Source organism: Blastococcus sp. TF02-8, from assembly GCF_003319175.1.
Classification (GTDB): domain Bacteria; phylum Actinomycetota; class Actinomycetes; order Mycobacteriales; family Geodermatophilaceae; genus Blastococcus.
On the sequence record NZ_QOHK01000005.1, the window covers coordinates 88,397 to 106,917 of the forward strand.

Genomic DNA, 18,521 nt, shown 5'->3' on the forward strand with positions numbered 1-18,521 from the left:
GGACCTTTCGGCGGGGTCGCTGCAGCAGGCTGCAGCTGCTGAGGGGGCCACCGACGCACCGGGCCCGGCCGTGACGCACGTCACCGTCGATGTGGAGCGAACCTAGCGCGGCACCCACTCGTTCCGCAACACTTCCTCGATCTGTCTCAGGCGCCTTCCGCCGCACGCTTGCGACGCTTGCCCTCGTGCATGGCCTGGACGCGGGCGACGGGGATGGTGTGCCCCTCGGCGACCAGCTCGTCGGGCAGCCGCTGCGCGTCGGGCAGCGCCTCCGCCCAGGGGTCGCGGTCACCCAGCAGCGCCGCCGCCGTGCTCACCGTGAAGTCAGCAGGGCGGACGTCGTCCAGGTCGTCCCAACCGACCGGGAACGACACCGGCAGACCCGGACGGATCCGCGGGCTGTAGGCGGCGACGATCGTCCCCTGGCCCGACCGGGTGGAGTCGACGAAGACCCGGCCGCCCCGGTCCTCCAGCAGGTACGCCGTCGTGGCCAGCTCGGGATCGAGGGCGGCGGTCCGCGCGGCGAGGGCACGGGTCGCGGCGGCGACGTCCTCCACCGGGGAGCCCTGCACCGGGACGACGACGTGCAGCCCCTTCGATCCGCTGGTCTTCACCGCGGCGCCCAGCCCGGCGTCGTCCAGCGCCCGCCGCACCAGGCGGGCAGCGGCCACGACGACGGCGAAGTCCGCCCCTTCCGGCGGGTCGAGGTCGAGCACCAGGCCGGTCGGCTCGGGCGAGCCGGCCCGGAGGAACGGCACGTGCAGTTCCACCGCGCGCTGGTTGCCGAGCCAGAGGAGCGTGCGCCGGTCGTCGCAGAGCACCTGGTGGATCTCCCGGTGGGAGCCCTCCGACCAGACGGGCACCGTGCGCACCCACTCCGGGGCGCCCTTGCTGACGTTGCGCTGCATGAAGGGCGCCTGCCCCGGGCGCACCCGCTTCACCGAGAGCGGGCGACCGGTCAGCAGCGGTACCAGCCGGTCGGCGACGGCGTCGAAGTGGTCGATCAGCGCGCGCTTGGGCACCTCCAGCCCGTCGCCCAGCGGCGAGTCCAGGCTGCTCAGCGCCACGCCGGCGCGTTCCTCGTCCACCGGATCACCGTGCCGGGCAGCCGCATCCCGGGCAACCGGGGATCCCCCGGTCGGGCCCGTCAGATGTCGTAGGACGCCTTCGCCTGGACCAGCTCCGTCTCGGGGAACACCGAGCTGGCCGCGAAGAGCTGGCCGATGTGGTCCACCCACGGCGGGATGTGGGTGAGCAGCAGTCGCTCCACCCCGGCCGCCGCCGCGTGCTCGGCGGCCTGCCGCCCGGTCAGGTGCAGACCCGGCGGCTGGTCGCGGTCGTCGTCGGGATGGGCGGCCTCGGCCAGCAGCACGTCGGCGCCGCGGGCGAGCTCCACGACCCGGTCGGTCGGCCCGGTGTCGCCGGTGTAGACCAGCGACCGGCCGCCCGCCGTCAACCGGATGGCGTAGCACTCGATGGGGTGCGCCGTGCGTGCCAGCTCCACCTCGAACGGCCCGATCTGCAGCGCACCCGGGCCGACCGGGATGAAGTCGAAGACGTCGGTCAGCCCCTCGCCGTCCATGTCGTAGGCCAGCGCCAGCCGCCGCTCGGCGCCCACCGGCGCGTAGAGGGGCACCAGCGAACCGGAGGACCGCTTGGAGTAGCGGTGCCAGACGACGAAGGGGGCGACGTCGAGGCAGTGGTCGGCGTGCAGGTGCGACAGGAACACCGCATCCACCGACCCGGGGTCGATCAGCCCCTGCAGCGCCCCGAACGCGCCGCTGCCGAGGTCCAGGACGAGCCGGAACCCCTCCTGCTCGACCAGGTAGCTGGACGCCGGGGAGTCCGGGCCGGGGCCGCTGCCGCAGCACCCGATGACGGTCAGCTTCATGCCGCGCCCACCGTTCCCGCCCGCAGGACGGCGCCGACCTCGGGGCCCAGGAAGCGGCGGCCCAGCCGGGCGAACGGCTCGGGATCGCCGGTGGCGAGGAAGGCGTGCTGCGGCGGCGGGGCGCCCTCCGCGCGCAGCAGCTCGGCCCGCGTCAGCACCCGGTAGACGTCCTTCGCCGTCTCCTCGGCGCTGGACACCAGCGTCACGTCCTCGCCCATCACCAGCGAGATGACCCCGGTCAGCAGCGGGTAGTGCGTGCACCCGAGGACGACGGTGTCGACGCCGGCGGCCAGCAGCGGGTCGAGGTAGGACTGCGCCAGCCCCACGAGCTGTCGGCCGCTGGTCACCCCGCGCTCGACGAAGTCCACGAAGCTCGGGCAGGCGGCGGAGGTGACCGTGACGCCGGGAGCGGCGGCGAACGCGTCGTCGTAGGCACCGCTGGTCACCGTCGCCTGCGTGCCGATGACCCCGATCCGGCCGTTGCGGGTCGCGGAGATCGCCCGGCGGGCGGCGGGCAGCACGACCTCGACCACCGGGACGTCGTAGCGCTCGCGGGCGTCGCGCAGCGAGGCGGCGCTGGCGGAGTTGCAGGCGACGACGAGCATCTTCACGCCGTCGGCGACGAGGTCGTCCATGACCGCGAGGGAGTGCCGGCGCACCTCGGCGATGGGCAGCGGACCGTAGGGACCGTTCGCGGTGTCGCCGATGTAGCGGACCGCCTCGTTCGGGAGCTGGTCGAGCACCGCGCGGGCGACCGTGAGGCCACCGACCCCCGAGTCGAAGATGCCGATCGGCGCGTCGGCTCCAGGCTGCGTCCCCATGTCGCCGGTCAGGCTAGACCGCGGCGCCGACATGCGCGCATCACGCCCAGAGCTGGCCCTCCAGCGCGGAGGTCGCCTCCTCCAGCGTGCCGGCGTAGGCGCCCGTCGAGAGGTACTTCCAGCCGCCGTCGCAGACGATGAAGACGATGTCGGCCGAGCGACCGGCCGCCACCTCCTTGTCGGCGATGCCCAGCGCCGCGTGCAGGATCGCGCCGGTCGAGATGCCGGCGAAGATGCCCTCGCGCTCGACCAGCTGCCGGGTGCGGTGGATGGCGTCCTCGGGGCCCACGGAGAACCGCGAGTCCAGCAGCGAGGCGTCGTACAGCTCGGGGATGAACCCCTCGTCGATGTTGCGCAGCCCGTAGACCAGCTCGCCGTAGCGCGGCTCGGCGGCGATCACCTGCACGCCGGGCTTGTGCTCGCGGAAGTAGCGCGAGCAGCCCATGAGCGTGCCGGTCGTGCCCAGACCCGCCACGAAGTGCGTGATCGACGGCAGGTCGGCCAGGATCTCCGGCGCCGTCCCGGTGTAGTGCGCCTCGGCGTTAGCCGGGTTGCCGTACTGGTAGAGCATCACCCAGTCGTCGTGCTCGGCGGCCAGCTCCTTGGCCATCGCCACGGCCTGGTTGGAGCCGCCCGCGGCCGGCGAGGAGATGATCCGCGCCCCGTACATCTCCAGCAGCTGCCGGCGCTCCACCGAGGTGTTCTCCGGCATCACGCAGATCAACGTGTAGCCGCGCTGGCGGGCCACCATGGCCAGGGAGATGCCGGTGTTGCCGCTGGTCGGCTCCAGGATGGTGTCGCCCGGCGTGAGCTTCCCCTCCTTCTCCGCCGCCTCGATCATCGAGATGGCGGCGCGGTCCTTGATGGACCCGGTGGGGTTGTGGTCCTCGAGCTTGGCCCAGAGCCGGACGTCGGGCGTCGGCGAGAGGTTCGGCAGCCCCACCAGCGGGGTGCCGCCGAGGGAGTCGACGAGGGAGGCGAAGCGGGCCATGGGAGCTCTTCCGGAACGGGGACGACGGGGCGGGAGCGGCGAGCCGCTCAGCAGCCGCCCGCGACCGCCGGGAGGATCGTCACCGAGTCGCCGTCCTTGACCTGGGTGTCCAGGGCGCCGGTGAAGCGCACGTCCTCGTCGTTGACGTAGACGTTGACGAAGCGGTGCAGCTTGCCCTCCTCGGTGACGAGGCGGTTCTTCAGACCCGAGTGCTTGCCGTCGAGGTCGTCGATGAGCGCGGCCAGGGTGTCCCCGCTGCCCTCGACGGTCTTGTTGCCGCCGGTGTGGGTGCGCAGGATGGTCGGGATCCGGACCTCGATGGCCATGGCGTGGTTCTCCTCGGTGGGATGTCAGGGGGGCGCTGCGGAGGCAGCGGTTGGTGCGTCTGACCGGGCAACGCCCGGACACCGCCGTCGATTCCGGACGGCGGTGGGAGTCACCCTCGTCAGTCGTAGACGACGGTCGTCGGCGAGTGCCCGAAGAGGTGGGTCTCGAGGATCTCGACGTCCTCCTCCGACACCTCCCCGTCGACGATGCGGTAGCTGCGGAACTCCACCTCGTCGCCGGCGAGACCGGTCTGCGACCCGTGGTGCCGGGTGGACACGAGGACGTAGTGGGTGCGCGGGTCCGCCGCCGGGCCCGACGCGTACCCGATGTCGGTGCGCGACGGGTAGGCCTCGGTGGCGGTGTGCGAGTGGTAGACGACGACGGGCCACTCGTCGCGGTCGTCGAGGTCGCGGTACAGCTTCAGCAGGTCCGCGGTGTCGAACTCGTAGAACGTGGGAGAGCGCGCCGCGTTCAGCATCGGCACCACGCGCTCGGGGCGGTCGGTGCCCTCGGGCCCGGCGACGACGCCACAGGCCTCGTCCGGGTGGTCCTCCCGGGCGTGGGCCACGATTGCGTCGTAGGTCGCGCGGTTGATGCGCAGCACGGCCCCAGTCTAGTAGAGGGGCACCGTTGCCCCCCGACCCCTCGCACGCTCGCGGCCGGGTCCCTGCAGCAGGGCCGGCGCGACTACAGATACGGTCGCCGTCGTGCTGGTCCCCTCGCTGCTGATCGCCGGTGTCGTACTGCTCGCGCTGCCGGCGCTCGTGCTGGGGGCGCGGGGCCTGTTCCGCCACCGCGGTTACAGCGCCGCCGAGCCGGGTGACCGCGCCTCGGTGATCGTGATCGTGGTGCTGCGCGCGCTCCTGCTGGTGCTGCTGCTCGTGGTCTCCGCGCTGGTCCTGGTCTCGACCGTCGGCGCGATGGCCGTCGACGTCGAGCTGCACGGCATGGTCTACGTGCTGTTCGTGCTCGACCTGCTGATCGCGGCGCTCGTGCTGCTCACCTGGGGCCGGCGCGACCGGCGACCAGCGCGTCGACGAGCGACCCCTGCACGGCGGTGAGCCAGTAGTAGACCGCCAGCTGGTGGTCCGCCTCGTCGTCGATCTCCTCGGGCGGCTCGGTGTCCTCGGTGATCTCCAGCCGGGTGCCGAGCGCCAGGCGCAGGTCGTTGCTCGTGCGCAGCCAGGCGCCCGCCTGGTCGGCGTCCAACCGGATCTCCCCGCCGTCGGCCGGCAGCGTGGCGCGGACCGTGGCCAGGTCGTCGGCCTTGCCCCCGCGCAGCGACTCCTCGGTCAGCTCCCGGTACTCGTCGGCCATCTCGCGGTCCGACCGGTGCCCCGGCGGGAAGAGCCGCTGCAGCACGGGATCGCCCTCGGCGTCGGCCGTCAGCAGCTGCTCCAGCTGGTCGAGCAGCAGGCCCACGATGCCCGCCTCGGCGCGGTCCAGTCGCGCGACGAACTCTCTCCCACGGGCGCGGAACGGCTTCATGAGTCCTTCTGGTAGCTGGCCCACAGGCCGTAGGCGTGCAGCCGGCTGGTGTCGTGCTCCATCCGCTCCCGCGGGCCGGAGCTGACGATCGCCTTGCCCTCGTGGTGCACCTGGAGCATGAGCGTCGTCGCCTTCTGCTCGTCGTAGCCGAAGAGCTCCTGCAGCACGAAGGTCACGTAGTTCATGAGGTTGACCGGGTCGTTCCACACGATGGTCACCCACGGACGGTCGAGATCGCCGTGCTCCTCGACGGTGGTGTCGGGCGTCCATGTCGGCGCGAGAGGTCCGGCCACGGGCCCAGCTTAGAGCGCTGCTCTGCCCGCGTCCGCCGGTCCGCCTACGCTCCGGTGCCATGTCCACGGCCACCGCCCTGCTCACCGACCGCTACGAGCTGACGATGCTGGCCGCCGCCCTCGCCGACGGCACCGCCGACCGCGAGTGCGTGTTCGAGGTGTTCGCCCGCCGCCTCCCCCACGGGCGGCGGTACGGCGTGCTCGCCGGCACCGGCCGTCTCCTGGAGGCGCTGCCCGGGTTCCGGTTCGGCGACGACGAACTGGCCGCGCTGCGCGCCCAGGGGCTCGCCGACGAGCGGCTGCTGGACCGCCTGGCCGACTTCCGCTTCTCCGGCGACATCGACGGCTACGCCGAGGGCGAGCTGTTCTTCCCCGGGTCGCCGGTGCTCACCGTCCGCGCGACCTTCGCCGAGGGCGTGCTGCTGGAGACGCTGGCCCTGTCGATCCTCAACCACGACTCGGCGATCGCCTCCGCGGCGGCGCGCATGGTGGCCGCCGCCTGCGAGCGGCCGTGCATCGAGATGGGCTCCCGGCGCACCCACGAGGAGGCCGCCGTCGCCGCCGCCCGGGCCGCCCACCTGGTCGGGTTCGGCGCCAGCTCCAACCTCGAGGCGGGCCGGCGCTACGGCCTCCCGACGACGGGGACCAGCGCGCACGCCTTCACGCTCCTGCACGACGACGAGCGGTCCGCCTTCCGGGCCCAGGTGGACGCCCTGGGCGTCGGGACGACGCTGCTCGTGGACACCTACGACGTCGAGCAGGGCATCCGCACCGCCGTCGAGGTGGCCGGACCCGAGCTCGGCGGCATCCGGCTGGACTCCGGCGACCTGCCGACGCTGGCCGCCCGGGCCCGACAGCTGCTCGACGAGCTGGGTGCGACCTCGACGCGGGTCATCGTGACCAGCGACCTCGACGAGTACGCGATCGCGGGTCTCATGGCCGCCCCGGTCGACGGGTACGGGGTCGGGACCTCGCTGGTGACCGGCTCCGGCGCCCCGACGGCCGGCATGGTCTACAAGCTGGTGGAGCGGGACGGCGTCCCGGTGGCCAAGCGCTCGGAGGGCAAGAACTCCGTGGGCGGCCGCAAGCACGCCGTCCGCCGGCACCGCGCCGACGGCACCGCCACCGCCGAGGTGGTGAGCAGCGAGCCGGTGTCGCCGCGGGACCGCGACCGGGACCTCGTCGTCCCCTTGGTGCGGGACGGGGCCCTGTGCGAGGACGTGTCACCGCACGAGGCTCTGCGCCGGGCGCGCGAGCACTACGCCCGGGTCCGCGAGGCGCTGCCGCCCGAGGCGTGGGCGCTGTCCCGCGGCGAGCCCGTTCTCGAGACCGTCACCGCCTGAGGAAGGACCCCGTCCCTCTCGTCCCTCGCAGCTGGGGACGAGCCTCGGGCGGGGCCGACGAGCGAATCGGAAAGGAAGTCCCCTCTCATGCCCCGTGCCCTGATCGTCGTCGACGTGCAGAACGACTTCTGCGAGGGCGGAAGCCTCGCCGTGGCCGGTGGGGCCGCGGTCGCCGCCGCCGTCACCGAGCACGTGCGCACCGCGGGGTACGACCACGTCGTCGCCACCCGCGACCACCACGTGGACCCCGGCCACCACTTCGCCGACTCCCCCGACTTCGTCGAGACGTGGCCGGCGCACTGCGTCGTCGGGACCGACGGCGTGGAGCTGCACCCGGCCCTGGACCGCGGGCCGATCGAGGCGGTCTTCGACAAGGGCGAGCACGCGGCGGCCTACTCGGGCTTCGAGGGCGCCTCCGACGGCACCGGTCTCGCCGACTGGCTGCGGGAGCGCGGTGTGGACGCCGTCGACGTGGTGGGCATCGCGACCGACCACTGCGTCCGGGCCACGGCGCTGGACGCCGTCGCCGCGGGGTTCGGGACCCGGGTGCTGCTGCCCCTCACCGCGGGCGTCGCCGAGGGCACGGTGGAGGCCGCGCTGGAGCAGCTGCGGACGGCGGGCGTGGTGCTCGAGGGCGCGGTCCACCGGCCCTGACGCCGTCCTCCCTCACCGTTCGGGGTCCTCCCTCGCGGTCGACCACGAGGGAGGACCCATGACGATCAGGTCACCTGATCATCAGGGGACGGCGTCGAGGACCTCGTCGCGGGTGAAGCCCAGCACCTGCAGGACCGCGTCCAGGTAGGGCTGGTTCAGCGCCGTGTGCGCCTGCTCCCGCACGAACGGCTTCGCGTTGAAGGCGATGCCCAGCCCGGCGGTGTTGAGCATGTCGAGGTCGTTGGCACCGTCGCCCACCGCCACGGTCTGGTCCAGCGGGATGCCGTACTGCTCGGCGAACCGGATCAGCGCCCGCGCCTTGCCCGGCCGGTCGACGATCTCCCCCACCAGCCCGCCGGTGAGCCGCCCGTCGACCACCTCCAGCGTGTTGGCCGCCGCGAAGTCCAGGCCCAGGCTCTCCGCGAGCGGGTCGGTGATCTGGGTGAAGCCGCCGCTGACGATGCCGCAGCGGAAGCCGAGCCGCTGCAGCGTCCGGATGAGGGTGCGCGCGCCGGGGGTCAGCACCAGGTGCTCGCGTACCTCGTCGAGCACCTCCTCCGGGAGCCCCGCCAGGACGGCGACCCGCGCGCGCAGCGACTGGGCGAAGTCGAGCTCCCCGTTCATGGCGGCCGCGGTGATCCGTGCGACCTCCGAGGCCCGGCCGGCCCGGGCGGCCAGCTCGTCGATGACCTCGCCGCGCACCAACGTGGAGTCGACGTCGAGCACGATCAGCCGCTTGCTGCGCCGGGCCAGCCCGACCTGCTCGACGGCGATGTCGGCGCCGGTCTCGGTGGCGACCGAGGCGAGCGCCGTGCGCAGCGCCGTCGCCTCGGCGCCGGAGACGGTCAGCTCGAAGCTGGTGACGGGGTAGTCCGACAGCCGGCGGATGGCGTCGATGTTGCCGCCGATGCCCGCGATCGCCCGGGCGGCCCCGGCGACGGTCTCCGGCGGGACCGGGCGGCCCAGCACGATCACGTGGTGCGGCCGCCCACCGGCAACGGTCGCGTCCGGTCCGCTGGCCGACTCCACCTCCACCTGCACCCCGACGGCGGACTCGACCTCGTCCGCGACGGTCCGCAGGCGCGCGAGCAGCTCCGCCTCCTCCACCGCGGGACGGTCGCCGTCGTCCACCGCGCCGACGACGACGCCGAGCACGAGGTGGCCGTGCACGACCACCTGCTCCACGTCGAGGACCTCGACGGCGGGCCCGGCCGCGCTGGAGAGCGCCGCGAACAGCCGCGCGGTCACGCCCGGCCGGTCGTCGCCGCTGACGGTCAGGACGGTCCGGGGCGCGGTCGTCGCGGAGGTCGGCTGCGGGCGAGGGGTGGGGTCGAGCGGCACCGAGCCATCGTGCCGCACCGCGGTCGCCCGTCCTCCGCTGCCCCCGGCCCCCGGACCCCGCCCGGAAGCGCACCGGAGCGGTATCGGAGGTGGCAATTCCGGCCCGCAGGCGTATCCGGGCGATCGGCGACCCGGAACGGCGGACGCCCCGCCGGCCGGTGGCCGACGGGGCGTCCGTCGCAGTGCATCGCGGGCGCGGGGGCCCACCTGTCAGGTCGGGTCGGGGTCGTTCGGTCCCTGACGCGTCCCGGTGCCGTTGACCAGCTCGCTGGCGTAGGGCTTGTGACGACCGCCCACGTGCGCCTCGGCGTGCAGCCGCTCGAGCAGGTGCGGGTAGTGCGCCTCGAACGCGGGACGCTCCGAGCGGATCTTCGGGATCTCCACGAAGTTGTGCCGCGGCGGCGGGGACGACGTCGCCCACTCCAGCGAGTTGCCGTGACCCCACGGGTCGTCGCGCAGGGCGAGCTTCCCGTACTTCCAGGACTTCACCACGTTGTAGACGAACGGGATGACCGAGGCGCCGAGCACGAAGGAGAAGATCGTCGAGATCGTGTTCAGCGTCGTGAAGGTGTCGGTCTCCAGGTAGTCCACGTAGCGGCGCGGCATGCCCTCGGCGCCCAGCCAGTGCTGGACGAGGAACGTGCCGTGGAAGCCGATGAAGGTCAGCCAGAACTGCAGCTTGCCCAGCCGCTCGTCCATCATCCGGCCGCACATCTTGGGGAACCAGAAGTAGACGCCGGCGTAGGCGGCGAACACGACGGTGCCGAAGACCACGTAGTGGAAGTGGGCGACGACGAAGTAGCTGTCGTTCACGTGGAAGTCCAGCGGCGGGCTGGCCAGCAGCACACCGGTGAGCCCACCGAGGAGGAAGGTGACCATGAAGCCGACCGAGAACAGCATCGGCGTCTCGAAGGTCATCTGACCCCGCCACATGGTCCCGATCCAGTTGAAGAACTTGATGCCGGTCGGGACGGCGATCAGGTAGGTCAGGAAGGCGAAGAACGGGAGCAGCACGGCGCCGGTGGCGAACATGTGGTGCGCCCACACCGCGACCGAGAGGGCCGCGATGGACAGCGTCGCGAAGACCATTCCCTTGTAGCCGAACAGCGGCTTGCGGGAGAAGACCGGGATCACCTCGGTCACGATCCCGAAGAACGGCAGCGCGATGATGTAGACCTCGGGGTGGCCGAAGAACCAGAAGAGGTGCTGCCACAGCATCGGCCCGCCGTTCTCGCGGGAGTACACGAGAGCACCGAGGTTGCGGTCGGCCAGCATGCCCATGATCGCGGCGGTCAGGATCGGGAAGGCCAGCAGGATCAGGACGCTGGTGACCAGCGCGTTCCAGGTGAAGATCGGCATCCGGAACAGCGTCATGCCCGGTGCGCGGAGGCAGACGATCGTGGCGATGAAGTTGACGCCACCGAGGATCGTGCCCAGACCGCTGACGGCCAGACCGCAGAACCAGAGGTTCGCGCCGGCACCGGGGCTGTTCACCACGTCGGACAGCGGTGCGTAGGCGTACCAGCCGAAGTCGGCGGCGCCACCGGGGGTCAGGAAGCCGGAGACGGCGATCGTGCTGCCGAAGAGGAACAGCCAGAACGAGAACGCGTTCAGCCGCGGGAAGGCGACGTCCGGCGCGCCGATCTGCAGCGGCATGATCAGGTTCGCGAAGGCGAAGAACAGCGGCGTCGCGAACATCAGCAGCATGATCGTGCCGTGCATCGTGACGAGCTGGTTGTACTGCTCGGGCGAGAGGAACTGCAGGCCCGGACGCCCCAGCTCCCCGCGGATGAGCATGGCCATCAGTCCGCCGAGGATGAAGAAGACGAACGAGACGGTCAGATACATCAGACCGATGGTCTTGTGGTCGGTGGTCCGCAGCAGGTTCGACAGCCGCGAGCCCTTCTCGACCACGTGAGCCGGGCTGGGCCGACTCACGATGGGCGCCGGTGCAATCGTCACGGCTCGCAGCTTAGACCGTGCCGGGCGAGCTCTCAGGGCGGGCGTGGCGGGCGCGCCGCAGGGATCATCCGAGCCGCTCGTAGACCGCCACGTCGACCGAGATCGTCACCTGCAGGGACGGGCTCAGCCGGGCCAGCGACGCCGTCAGGTCGTCGGTCGAGAGGTGTCGCGCATGCGGCCCCATCCCCACCAGCGCGGCGAGCTCGGAGCGCTCCAGGAGCGCCGTCCACCGGTACGCCACGGCTCCCGTGCGCCGCAGGTGGGGCTCCAGCGTGGCGGCCAGCCGGTCGGCCTTGTCGGGATCGACGCGCAGCAGCCCCAGCGGTCCGACGATCTCGGTGAGGTGGTCCGGAGCCGGCGTCACGACCACCAGGTGACCGCCGGGGCGCAGCACCCGGGCGATCTCCGCGCCGTTGCGCGGGGCGAACACGACGAGCGCCCGGTCGGCGACGCCGTCGAGCAGCGGCACCCTCCCCCAGGCGTCGCCGACGACGGCGATCGCGCGCGGATGGGCGCGGGCCGCCCGCCGGGCGGCGTAGCGCGACGCGTCGAGGACCACCCCGACGGCGTCCGGCAGCTCGTCGAGCAGGCGGGCGAGGTGGTGCCCGGTCCCGCCACCGAGGTCCACCAGCGTGCTCGGCGGCCCGTCGGCCAGGACCGCGTCGCGCAGCGCGGCGGAGAGGGGGTCGTAGTGACCCGCGGAGAGGAACGCCACGCGCGCGGCGACCATGGCGGCGGAGTCCCCGGTCGGCGGCCGGCGGACGGGCGGCATCAGCGTGAGGTGCCCCTGACGGGCCCGGTCCACCCGGTGCCCGGCCGCGCACGCCAGCCCCGCTCCCCCGTCCACCACCGCGAACGGCGCCCGGCAGACCGGGCAGGACAGCAGCGCGACCGCCCTCGGATCCAGCGGCGGAGCCGTCACGAGCGGGGCGGGACCGGGTGGAACGTGACGTCCCGCAACGTCCCGGCGTCGGCGACGGCGGTGAGGTAGGTGCCGGTCGGCTGGCGCCGGCGGTCGGTCGGCGAGCCCGGGTTGAGCAGCCGCAGCCCGGAGGCGGCCACCGTGTCCCACGGGATGTGGCTGTGCCCGAAGACGAGGACGTCGGTGTCGGGGAACCGCGCGGCGCACCGCGCCTCCCGCCCCTTGGCGTCGCCGGTCTCGTGGACGACGGCGAACCGCAACCCCTCGATCTCCAGGCGGGCCACCTCGGGCAGTCGCTCCCGGAGCGCCCCGTGGTCGTTGTTGCCGTGCACGGCGACCAGCCGCCGGGAGCGCCGCTCCAGCTCGTCGAGGAGGGCGACGTCGACCCAGTCACCGGCGTGCAGCACGACGTCGGCCGCCTCGATGTCCCTCCACAGGGGATGAGGTAGATCACGCGCACGCCTGGGGACGTGCGTGTCGGCGGTCACCACCAGCGAAACGGGCACGACGACATGCTCCCAGCCCGCTAGGTTTCCCCGTCGGCCGGCGATCCCGGCCCCGTCCGCACGACCTCGGAGATCTCTCACGTGACACAGCCCCAGACCAGTCCGACCGGCGCCGACGGCGCCGGTACCGACGAGCCCTACGAGAAGCGCTGGCTCGCTCTCGGCGTCATCGCCATGACCGTCCTGCTGGTCATCCTCGACGCGACGATCGTCAACATCGCGCTGCCCGCCGTCACCGACGACCTGGGCATCAGCAGCGCCACCCAGCAGTGGATCGTGACCGCCTACACCCTGACCTTCGGCGGCTTCCTGCTCCTCGGCGGCCGCATCGCCGACTTCTGGGGGCGCAAGCGCACCTACCTCGTGGGCGCCGCGGGCTTCGCCATCGCCTCCGCGCTGGGCGGCCTGGCCCAGAACGAGGCCATGCTGTTCGGCGCCCGCGCCCTCCAGGGCGTCTTCGGCGCTCTGCTCGCACCGGCCTCCCTGGCCCTGCTGACCGTGCTCTTCACCGACCCCAAGGAGCGGGCCAAGGCCTTCGGCGTCTACGGCGCGATCGCCGGTGGCGGTTCGGCGGTCGGCCTCCTGCTGGGCGGCGTGCTCACCGAGTACGCCGACTGGCGCTGGTGCTTCTGGGTCAACCTGCCGGTCGCGCTGCTCGCCGTCGTCCTGGCCGTGCCGATCGTGCCGGAGAGCAAGGCCCCGGGTGACACGAAGTACGACATCCCGGGCGCCGTCCTGATCACCCTCGGCCTCGCGTCGATCGTGTACGGCTTCACCCGCGTCGCCGAGGCCTCGCAGACCAACTCCATGGAGGCCGCCGAGGCCAACGCCCGGGCCATGGCGTCGGGCTCCCCTCTCGTCTCCCCCGAGAGCGGCTGGAGCGACGGCCCGGCCTGGGCGTTCATCGTCGCCGGCCTGGTCCTGGTGGCCCTGTTCGTCGTCGTGGAGATGCGCGCCCGCAACCCGCTGCTGCCGATGCGGATCGTGCTCGACCGCAACCGGGGCGGTGCGTACCTGACCTCGACGCTGGTCGGTGCCGGGCTCATCGGGGCGTTCTTCTTCCTGAGCCTGTACTTCCAGCAGGTCCTGGGCTACGAGCCGGTCCACGCCGGCCTCGCCTCGCTGCCGGTGACCCTGGGCGTCTTCATCTCCGCGGGCGCGGCCAGCGCGCTCGTGCCGAGGATCGGTCCGAAGCCGCTGATGGTGCTGGGCGGTCTGCTCGCCGCCGGCGGCCTGTTCACGCTGTCGTTCGTCGGCGTCGACACCGGCTTCTGGCAGCTGCCGTTCCCCGGTCAGATCCTGCTGGGGCTGGGCCTCGGGTTCACCTTCGTCCCGCTGTCGAACCTGGCGCTGGTCGGGGCGGGTGTGCACGACGCAGGCGCGGCGAGCGCGATGCTGAACGCCACCCAGCAGGTGGGCGCCTCGATCGGCACCGCCGTCCTGGCCTCGCTCTCGGTGGCTGCCATCAGCAACTACACGGCCGATGCACTGACCTCGGGTGGCAACCCGCAGGACCCGACGCTGGGCCTCACCGCCCAGGTGGAGGGTTACACGACCGCCTTCACGTGGGCCTCGGTGCTCCTCGTGCTGGGCGCCCTGGTGTCGGCGTTCCTGATCAAGGCCACCAAGGAGGACCTGCCGGCCGGCGACGCCGTCGTGCACGTCGGCTGACGGAACGGCCCCTGCGGTCCAGCGGCCCGCGCCCCGTCCCGGGGCGCGGGCCGCGCCGCGTTCCAGCGCCCTCAGTCGCGCTGCGCCAGCGCCTTGAGCCGGGCGTTGTACGCGGCCAGCTCGGCGTCACCGTCGCGGTCGGCGGCCCGGTCGAGGGTGCGGGCGCGCCGGTCGTCCGACCGGGCCCAGGAGAAGAAGACGACGGCGAGCACGAGCACGGTGGGCAGCTCGCCGAAGGCCCAGACGATGCCGCCGGCGACCCCCTGGTCGCCCAGCGGGTCCACCCCCCAGCCGGCCGGCGGCTCGGCGAAGCTGTCGACCACCAGCGATCCGGCCATCATGATCGCGACGCCGAAGAAGGCGTGGAAGGGCACCGGCAGGAAGAGCTCGATCATCCGGCCCGGGTGGCTCAAGGTCCGCGGCCACGGGTCCTGGGCGACGATGGGCCCGAAGAAGAGCAGCCCGGTGACCACGAAGTGGGCCAGCATGAACTGGTGCCCCGCGGCGTTCTTCATCAGCGCGTCGAACAGCGGGGTGAAGTAGACGCCGTAGAGGCTCGCGATGAACAACGGGACGCTGAACAGCGGGTGCGCGACGAACCGGGCGAACCGGCTGTGCAGCCCACCGAGCAGCAGCGCCCGCGGCGTCCCGGCGGCGCCGTGCCCGCGGGGCAGCGTGCGCAGCGCCAGTGTCACCGGAGCGGCCAGGAGCAGGAGCAGCGGCGTGATCAGCGACAGCACCATGTGCTGCGCCATGTGCACGCTGAAGATCACCATGCTGTAGCCGTTGAACCACGTGCCGGTGACGGCGAACAACGAGCCGGCCCCGGCGATCCAGGCGAGCGTCCGCCACCACGGCCACGCGACGCCCGAGCGCCGGAGCCGGAGGACCGCCGCCAGGTAGACGACGACCCCGACGATGCTCAGGACGGCGAGGACCGACCAGCTGTCGAGGTGCGGCAGGAACATCCGGCCCAGCGTCGGCGGGTCCTGCGGGACCCACATCCCTCCGTGGTGCCCGTGCTCCACCGCGATCTCCTCCAGCCGTCCACTCCTGCGGCTCCACTGTCCCACCGCGGCGACGGACCGGATCGGCCACCCTTCAGGGAGCCGCGGCGAGCGGAGCGAGGCCTGGGCAGAAGGACCCTGTCCCCCTCACCCCCTCGCACGCTCGGGGCCGGCCTCCGGACGGGGCCGTCAGTCGTGGACGGGGGCCTCGTGCCCGGCGTGTGCGGCCGCCTCGAGCTGGAAGGTGCAGTGCTCGACGTCGAAGTGGTCGCCGAGGCAGGCGCAGAGCGCGTCGAGCACCCGGCCGCCGTGCCCGTCGGCCAGCGCCTCGTCGGAGACGACGACGTGGGCGGAGAGCACCGGCAGCCCCGAGGTGATGGTCCAGGCGTGCAGGTCGTGGACCCCGAGGACGCCGTCGACGCCGAGGACGTGGGCGCGCACCTCGTCGAGATCCACGCCCCGCGGCGCCGCCTCGAGCAGCACGTCGAGCGCCTCGCGCAGCAGGTGCCAGGCACGCGGCAGGACCAGGCAGCCGATGAGCAGCGACGCGACCGTGTCGGCCGGCGTCCAGCCGGTGACTTCGATGACGACGGCGGCGACGATGACCGCGATGGACCCCAGGGCGTCGGCGAGCACCTCGAGGTAGGCGCCCCGTACGGCCAGCGACCCCTCCCGCCCGCCGTGCAGCACCACGAGCCCGGCGAGGTTCACGACCAGGCCGATCGACGCGATGACCAGCATCGGGCCGGGGCCGACCTCGGGCGGGTCGCCGATCCGGCGGACGGCCTCGACCAGCACGTAGCCGGCCACGCCCAGCAGCAGCAAGCCGTTGACGACGGCCGCCAGGATCTCCGCCCGCTGCCACCCGAAGGTGCGCCGTCCCCGGGCCGGCCGCTGGGCCAGCGACACCGCCGCGAGGGCCACGGCGATCCCCGCAGCGTCGGTGGCCATGTGGCCGGCGTCGGCGAGCAGGGCCAGCGAACCCGAGACCACCGCACCGACGGCCTCGGCGGCCAGGACCACGACGGTGAGCCCGAGGACGACGGCGAGCCGGCGCCGCTGCGGACCGGACGCCGTCACCGGCCCGTGCGCGTGGCCGTGCCCCATCGACTGCTCCCTGTGTCTTCCCGGACGGACACCGAAGTCTCCCCCACGCGCGACGCCCCCGGCCGGAAGGATCCGGTCGGGGGCGTCACGTGGGCGGGCGGGCGTCAGATCTGGACGCCGCGCTCCCGGAGCCACGGCAGCGGGTCGATCTTCGTGCCGTTGATGCCGCCGACGTGCACCTCGAAGTGCAGGTGCGGGCCGGTGGACTGACCGCGGTTGCCGAGCAGGGCGATGGTGTCGCCGGCCCGGACCACCTGGCCGGCCTTCACCAGGATCTGGTCCATGTGGCCGTAGACGGTGACGTCGCCGTTGTCGTGCTGGATGTAGACCGCGAGCCCGAAGCCACTGGCCGGGCCCGCCTCGAGGACGACGCCGTCCATGGCCGCGCGCTCGGGCGTCCGCATGGGCGCGGCGAGGTCGATGCCCGCGTGCAGCGTTCCCCAGCGGGCACCGAAGCCGCTGGTGAGCCGAGCCCCTTCGACCGGGAGCACGACCTTCGGGCGAGCTGCCTCCTCGGCCGCGGCGACGGCGACGCGGTCGGCCTCGGCCTGCGCGTCGGCGGCAGCCGTGCGCTCGGCGTCGCGGGCGTTGCGGCTGCTGACGAGCTCGCGGAGGCGGACCGCCGCCTGCGCGTTGACCTCGGCGACCGGCGGGGTCGCGCCCTCGAGACCGAGCTCCTCGGCCACGCTCACCGAGTGGCTGGCGGTGGTGGTCTCCACCTCGGTCGGCTGGCCGGCGGCCGCACCGCTGATGCTCAGGGCGCCCACGAGCGCGGCGGCGAGGTACAGCGCCGGACGGCGGCGGGCCGTCGGCGGACGCCGGGTCAGCCGGTTCCGACCGCCGCGGGCCAGGGCCGCGACGACACCGATCGGGTCGGCGTCGGGAGCCTGCCGGACCGCGGCCACCTCGTCGACGACCGGGGCGGGCGCCTCGATGAACACCGGCATGGTCGGCGTGGGAGCCGGCTGGACCCGGGCTTCCTCGACGACCACCAGGTCGGGGCGGCGCGACACCTGGGCGTCGACGACCGCAGCGACGTCGGCCACGGCGGGGGTGCGCTTGTAGGGCGTGGGCCGCTGCGCCGGCTCCCCGGCCTTCGCGGCGATCGCCTTGGCGACGGCGGTACGTGCGGCGGTGATGCGCGCCGTGGCGGGCGTCTCGGCGCGGTGGCGCCCACGGGCACGCGGCGCGGAGCCGGTCGGCACCGCGGTCCTCGCCTCGGGAGCTGCCGCCTTCGGAGCGGCCGCCTTCGGAGCGGCCGCCTTGGGAGCGGCCGCCTTGGGAGCGGCCGCCTTGGCGGTCGTCGCCTTCGCGGTCGTCGGCTTCGCAGCGGTCGGCTTCGCAGCGGCGGTCTTCGCAGCGGTCGCCTTGGCGGCGGTGGCCTTGGCGGCGGCCGGCTTCACGGCAGCGGTCTTCGCAGCCGTCGCCTTCGGAGCGGTCGCCTTCGCAGCCGTCGCCTTCGCAGACGTCGCCTTCGGAGCGGTCGCCTTCGCAGCCGTCGCCTTCGCGGTGGTCGCCTTCGGAGCGGTCGCCTTGGCGGCGGTCGCCGTGCCGGCGGCCGGCTTCGCGGTGGCGCGCTTGGCGGCCGCGGCGGTGCGCGCGGCCGTCGCCGCCTTGCGGGTGGCCGCAGCCGTGGCGGTCGCCGCCTTCGTCGTCGCCACCTTGGCGGTCGCGGCGGTGACGGTCACCGCCTTGGAGCTCGCAGCCTTCGCCGTGGCAGCACGGGCGGCCTTGGCGCCGGCGGCGAGGGTGCCGGCGGCAGCCGCGGCCTTCGCAGCGCGGGGAGAAGCGGCGGGGCGGGTGGACGAGTCGGTCCGGCGGGTCCCTGCAGGCGCCTTCCCCTGGCGCTGCGTGGGGACCGTGGACTCGGCCTTCTCCTCGCCGGAGCCGCGGGACGAGGTGCTCGTCGTGCGGGCCGGAGCGAGTGCCGTGACGGTCTGGTCGACCGGCACCGCACCCTCTGCGAGGAGGCGGTCGTGGTGGAGCGAACTCATGCACCTGACTTCCGTCGGCGGACATTGCAAGCGGCTCCCGGGGAGAGGAGCGGGGCCCATGTAAACACGCCGTGATGGATTCGTGATCTGCCGGACGGGGTATCCACCTGCAGTTCTGTGAACCAGGTCACCGACTATCGGGCCGGTAGATCAACAGTGCGTAGATCGCACGCAACACAAAGTGATGGACGCGCCGCAGATGG

The 18,521-nt window shown here is 73.2% G+C and carries 19 protein-coding genes; 4 read left to right on the forward strand and 15 right to left on the reverse strand.

Going from position 1 to position 18,521, the window contains the following annotated elements; all coding sequences use genetic code 11:
* Positions 1 to 146: 146 nt before the first annotated feature.
* The 6 genes from DQ237_RS11530 to DQ237_RS11555 form a co-directional block, all read right to left on the reverse strand.
* On the reverse strand, positions 147 to 1,088 hold the full coding sequence (locus tag DQ237_RS11530; protein ID WP_113800284.1) for a DNA polymerase domain-containing protein: 942 nt from the start codon (positions 1,086 to 1,088) through the stop codon (positions 147 to 149).
* Positions 1,089 to 1,147: 59 nt separating this feature from the next.
* Positions 1,148 to 1,891, reverse strand: coding sequence for an MBL fold metallo-hydrolase (locus tag DQ237_RS11535; protein WP_113800285.1), 744 nt, complete (start codon positions 1,889 to 1,891; stop codon positions 1,148 to 1,150).
* Positions 1,888 to 2,712: a glutamate racemase gene (murI, locus tag DQ237_RS11540; RefSeq protein WP_113800286.1), complete on the reverse strand. Its 825-nt coding sequence runs from the start codon at positions 2,710 to 2,712 to the stop codon at positions 1,888 to 1,890. The genes DQ237_RS11535 and murI overlap by 4 nt, the downstream gene beginning before the upstream one ends.
* A 40-nt stretch (positions 2,713 to 2,752) precedes the next feature.
* Positions 2,753 to 3,703, reverse strand: a complete 951-nt coding sequence (locus DQ237_RS11545; protein WP_113800287.1) for a PLP-dependent cysteine synthase family protein — start codon at positions 3,701 to 3,703, stop codon at positions 2,753 to 2,755.
* Between the two features lie 47 nt (positions 3,704 to 3,750).
* Positions 3,751 to 4,029 (reverse strand): MoaD/ThiS family protein, encoded by a 279-nt coding sequence (locus DQ237_RS11550; protein WP_113800288.1) that lies wholly within the window; start codon positions 4,027 to 4,029, stop codon positions 3,751 to 3,753.
* Between the two features lie 119 nt (positions 4,030 to 4,148).
* A complete protein-coding gene (locus DQ237_RS11555; RefSeq protein WP_113800289.1) occupies positions 4,149 to 4,634 on the reverse strand; it encodes a Mov34/MPN/PAD-1 family protein in 486 nt (161 codons plus the stop codon).
* A 103-nt stretch (positions 4,635 to 4,737) separates the two neighbouring features.
* On the opposite strand from DQ237_RS11555, the gene DQ237_RS11560 reads away from it, so the two are divergent.
* Positions 4,738 to 5,091, forward strand: coding sequence for a hypothetical protein (locus DQ237_RS11560; RefSeq protein ID WP_113800290.1), 354 nt, complete (start codon positions 4,738 to 4,740; stop codon positions 5,089 to 5,091).
* On the opposite strand, the gene DQ237_RS11565 is transcribed toward DQ237_RS11560, so the two are convergent.
* Entirely contained in the window at positions 5,030 to 5,518 is a 489-nt protein-coding gene (locus DQ237_RS11565) for a DUF2017 family protein (protein WP_113800291.1), read from the reverse strand. The two genes, DQ237_RS11560 and DQ237_RS11565, sit on opposite strands and share 62 nt — an antisense overlap.
* Entirely contained in the window at positions 5,515 to 5,811 is a 297-nt protein-coding gene (gene clpS / locus DQ237_RS11570) for an ATP-dependent Clp protease adapter ClpS (protein WP_113800292.1), read from the reverse strand. The genes DQ237_RS11565 and clpS overlap by 4 nt, the downstream gene beginning before the upstream one ends.
* A 59-nt stretch (positions 5,812 to 5,870) precedes the next feature.
* Here clpS and DQ237_RS11575 point away from each other — a divergent pair, with 59 nt between their 5' ends.
* Both DQ237_RS11575 and DQ237_RS11580 read left to right on the forward strand, forming a co-directional pair.
* The gene (locus DQ237_RS11575) at positions 5,871 to 7,154 is read left to right on the forward strand and encodes a nicotinate phosphoribosyltransferase (protein ID WP_113800293.1); all 1,284 of its coding nucleotides are present in this window, start codon (positions 5,871 to 5,873) and stop codon (positions 7,152 to 7,154) included.
* Between the two features lie 87 nt (positions 7,155 to 7,241).
* A complete protein-coding gene (locus DQ237_RS11580) occupies positions 7,242 to 7,808 on the forward strand; it encodes an isochorismatase family protein (RefSeq protein WP_113800294.1) in 567 nt (188 codons plus the stop codon).
* A gap of 81 nt (positions 7,809 to 7,889) precedes the next feature.
* Here the strand turns inward: DQ237_RS11580 and serB are convergent, their stop codons facing one another.
* From serB to DQ237_RS11600, 4 genes are all read right to left on the reverse strand, one after another.
* Positions 7,890 to 9,149, reverse strand: coding sequence for a phosphoserine phosphatase SerB (gene serB, locus DQ237_RS11585; protein WP_113800529.1), 1,260 nt, complete (start codon positions 9,147 to 9,149; stop codon positions 7,890 to 7,892).
* Between the two features lie 210 nt (positions 9,150 to 9,359).
* Positions 9,360 to 11,111, reverse strand: a complete 1,752-nt coding sequence (ctaD, locus tag DQ237_RS11590; protein WP_113800295.1) for a cytochrome c oxidase subunit I — start codon at positions 11,109 to 11,111, stop codon at positions 9,360 to 9,362.
* 64 nt (positions 11,112 to 11,175) lie between these two features.
* Positions 11,176 to 12,018 (reverse strand): putative RNA methyltransferase, encoded by an 843-nt coding sequence (locus DQ237_RS11595; protein ID WP_113800530.1) that lies wholly within the window; start codon positions 12,016 to 12,018, stop codon positions 11,176 to 11,178.
* Positions 12,019 to 12,029: 11 nt separating this feature from the next.
* Positions 12,030 to 12,539: a metallophosphoesterase gene (locus DQ237_RS11600; protein WP_113800296.1), complete on the reverse strand. Its 510-nt coding sequence runs from the start codon at positions 12,537 to 12,539 to the stop codon at positions 12,030 to 12,032.
* A gap of 81 nt (positions 12,540 to 12,620) precedes the next feature.
* Between DQ237_RS11600 and DQ237_RS11605 the strand changes: the two genes are divergently transcribed.
* Positions 12,621 to 14,210 carry an MFS transporter gene (locus DQ237_RS11605; protein WP_240619586.1) on the forward strand — a complete coding sequence of 530 codons (1,590 nt, stop codon included), beginning with the start codon at positions 12,621 to 12,623 and terminating at the stop codon, positions 14,208 to 14,210.
* Positions 14,211 to 14,281: 71 nt separating this feature from the next.
* Here DQ237_RS11605 and DQ237_RS11610 read toward each other — a convergent pair whose 3' ends face one another.
* The 3 genes from DQ237_RS11610 to DQ237_RS20210 all read right to left on the reverse strand — a co-directional run bounded on the left by DQ237_RS11610 (position 14,282) and on the right by DQ237_RS20210 (position 18,318).
* Positions 14,282 to 15,283, reverse strand: a complete 1,002-nt coding sequence (locus DQ237_RS11610; RefSeq protein ID WP_240619587.1) for a cytochrome c oxidase assembly protein — start codon at positions 15,281 to 15,283, stop codon at positions 14,282 to 14,284.
* A gap of 123 nt (positions 15,284 to 15,406) precedes the next feature.
* Positions 15,407 to 16,324 (reverse strand): cation diffusion facilitator family transporter, encoded by a 918-nt coding sequence (locus DQ237_RS11615; RefSeq protein ID WP_113800297.1) that lies wholly within the window; start codon positions 16,322 to 16,324, stop codon positions 15,407 to 15,409.
* A 104-nt stretch (positions 16,325 to 16,428) separates the two neighbouring features.
* Positions 16,429 to 18,318, reverse strand: a complete 1,890-nt coding sequence (locus DQ237_RS20210; RefSeq protein ID WP_240619588.1) for a M23 family metallopeptidase — start codon at positions 18,316 to 18,318, stop codon at positions 16,429 to 16,431.
* Positions 18,319 to 18,521 lie beyond the last annotated feature (203 nt).

Coding starts and splice junctions, on each gene's coding strand:
- DQ237_RS11535 (WP_113800285.1), bottom strand. CDS start 1,891: ATGAAGCTGACCGTCATCGGGTGCTGCGGCAGCGGCCCCGGCCCGGAC.
- murI (WP_113800286.1), bottom strand. CDS start 2,712: ATGGGGACGCAGCCTGGAGCCGACGCGCCGATCGGCATCTTCGACTCG.
- DQ237_RS11545 (WP_113800287.1), bottom strand. CDS start 3,703: ATGGCCCGCTTCGCCTCCCTCGTCGACTCCCTCGGCGGCACCCCGCTG.
- DQ237_RS11550 (WP_113800288.1), bottom strand. CDS start 4,029: ATGGCCATCGAGGTCCGGATCCCGACCATCCTGCGCACCCACACCGGC.
- DQ237_RS11565 (WP_113800291.1), bottom strand. CDS start 5,518: ATGAAGCCGTTCCGCGCCCGTGGGAGAGAGTTCGTCGCGCGACTGGAC.
- DQ237_RS11575 (WP_113800293.1), top strand. CDS start 5,871: ATGTCCACGGCCACCGCCCTGCTCACCGACCGCTACGAGCTGACGATG.
- DQ237_RS11580 (WP_113800294.1), top strand. CDS start 7,242: ATGCCCCGTGCCCTGATCGTCGTCGACGTGCAGAACGACTTCTGCGAG.
- DQ237_RS11615 (WP_113800297.1), bottom strand. CDS start 16,324: ATGGGGCACGGCCACGCGCACGGGCCGGTGACGGCGTCCGGTCCGCAG.
- DQ237_RS20210 (WP_240619588.1), bottom strand. CDS start 18,318: ATGAGTTCGCTCCACCACGACCGCCTCCTCGCAGAGGGTGCGGTGCCG.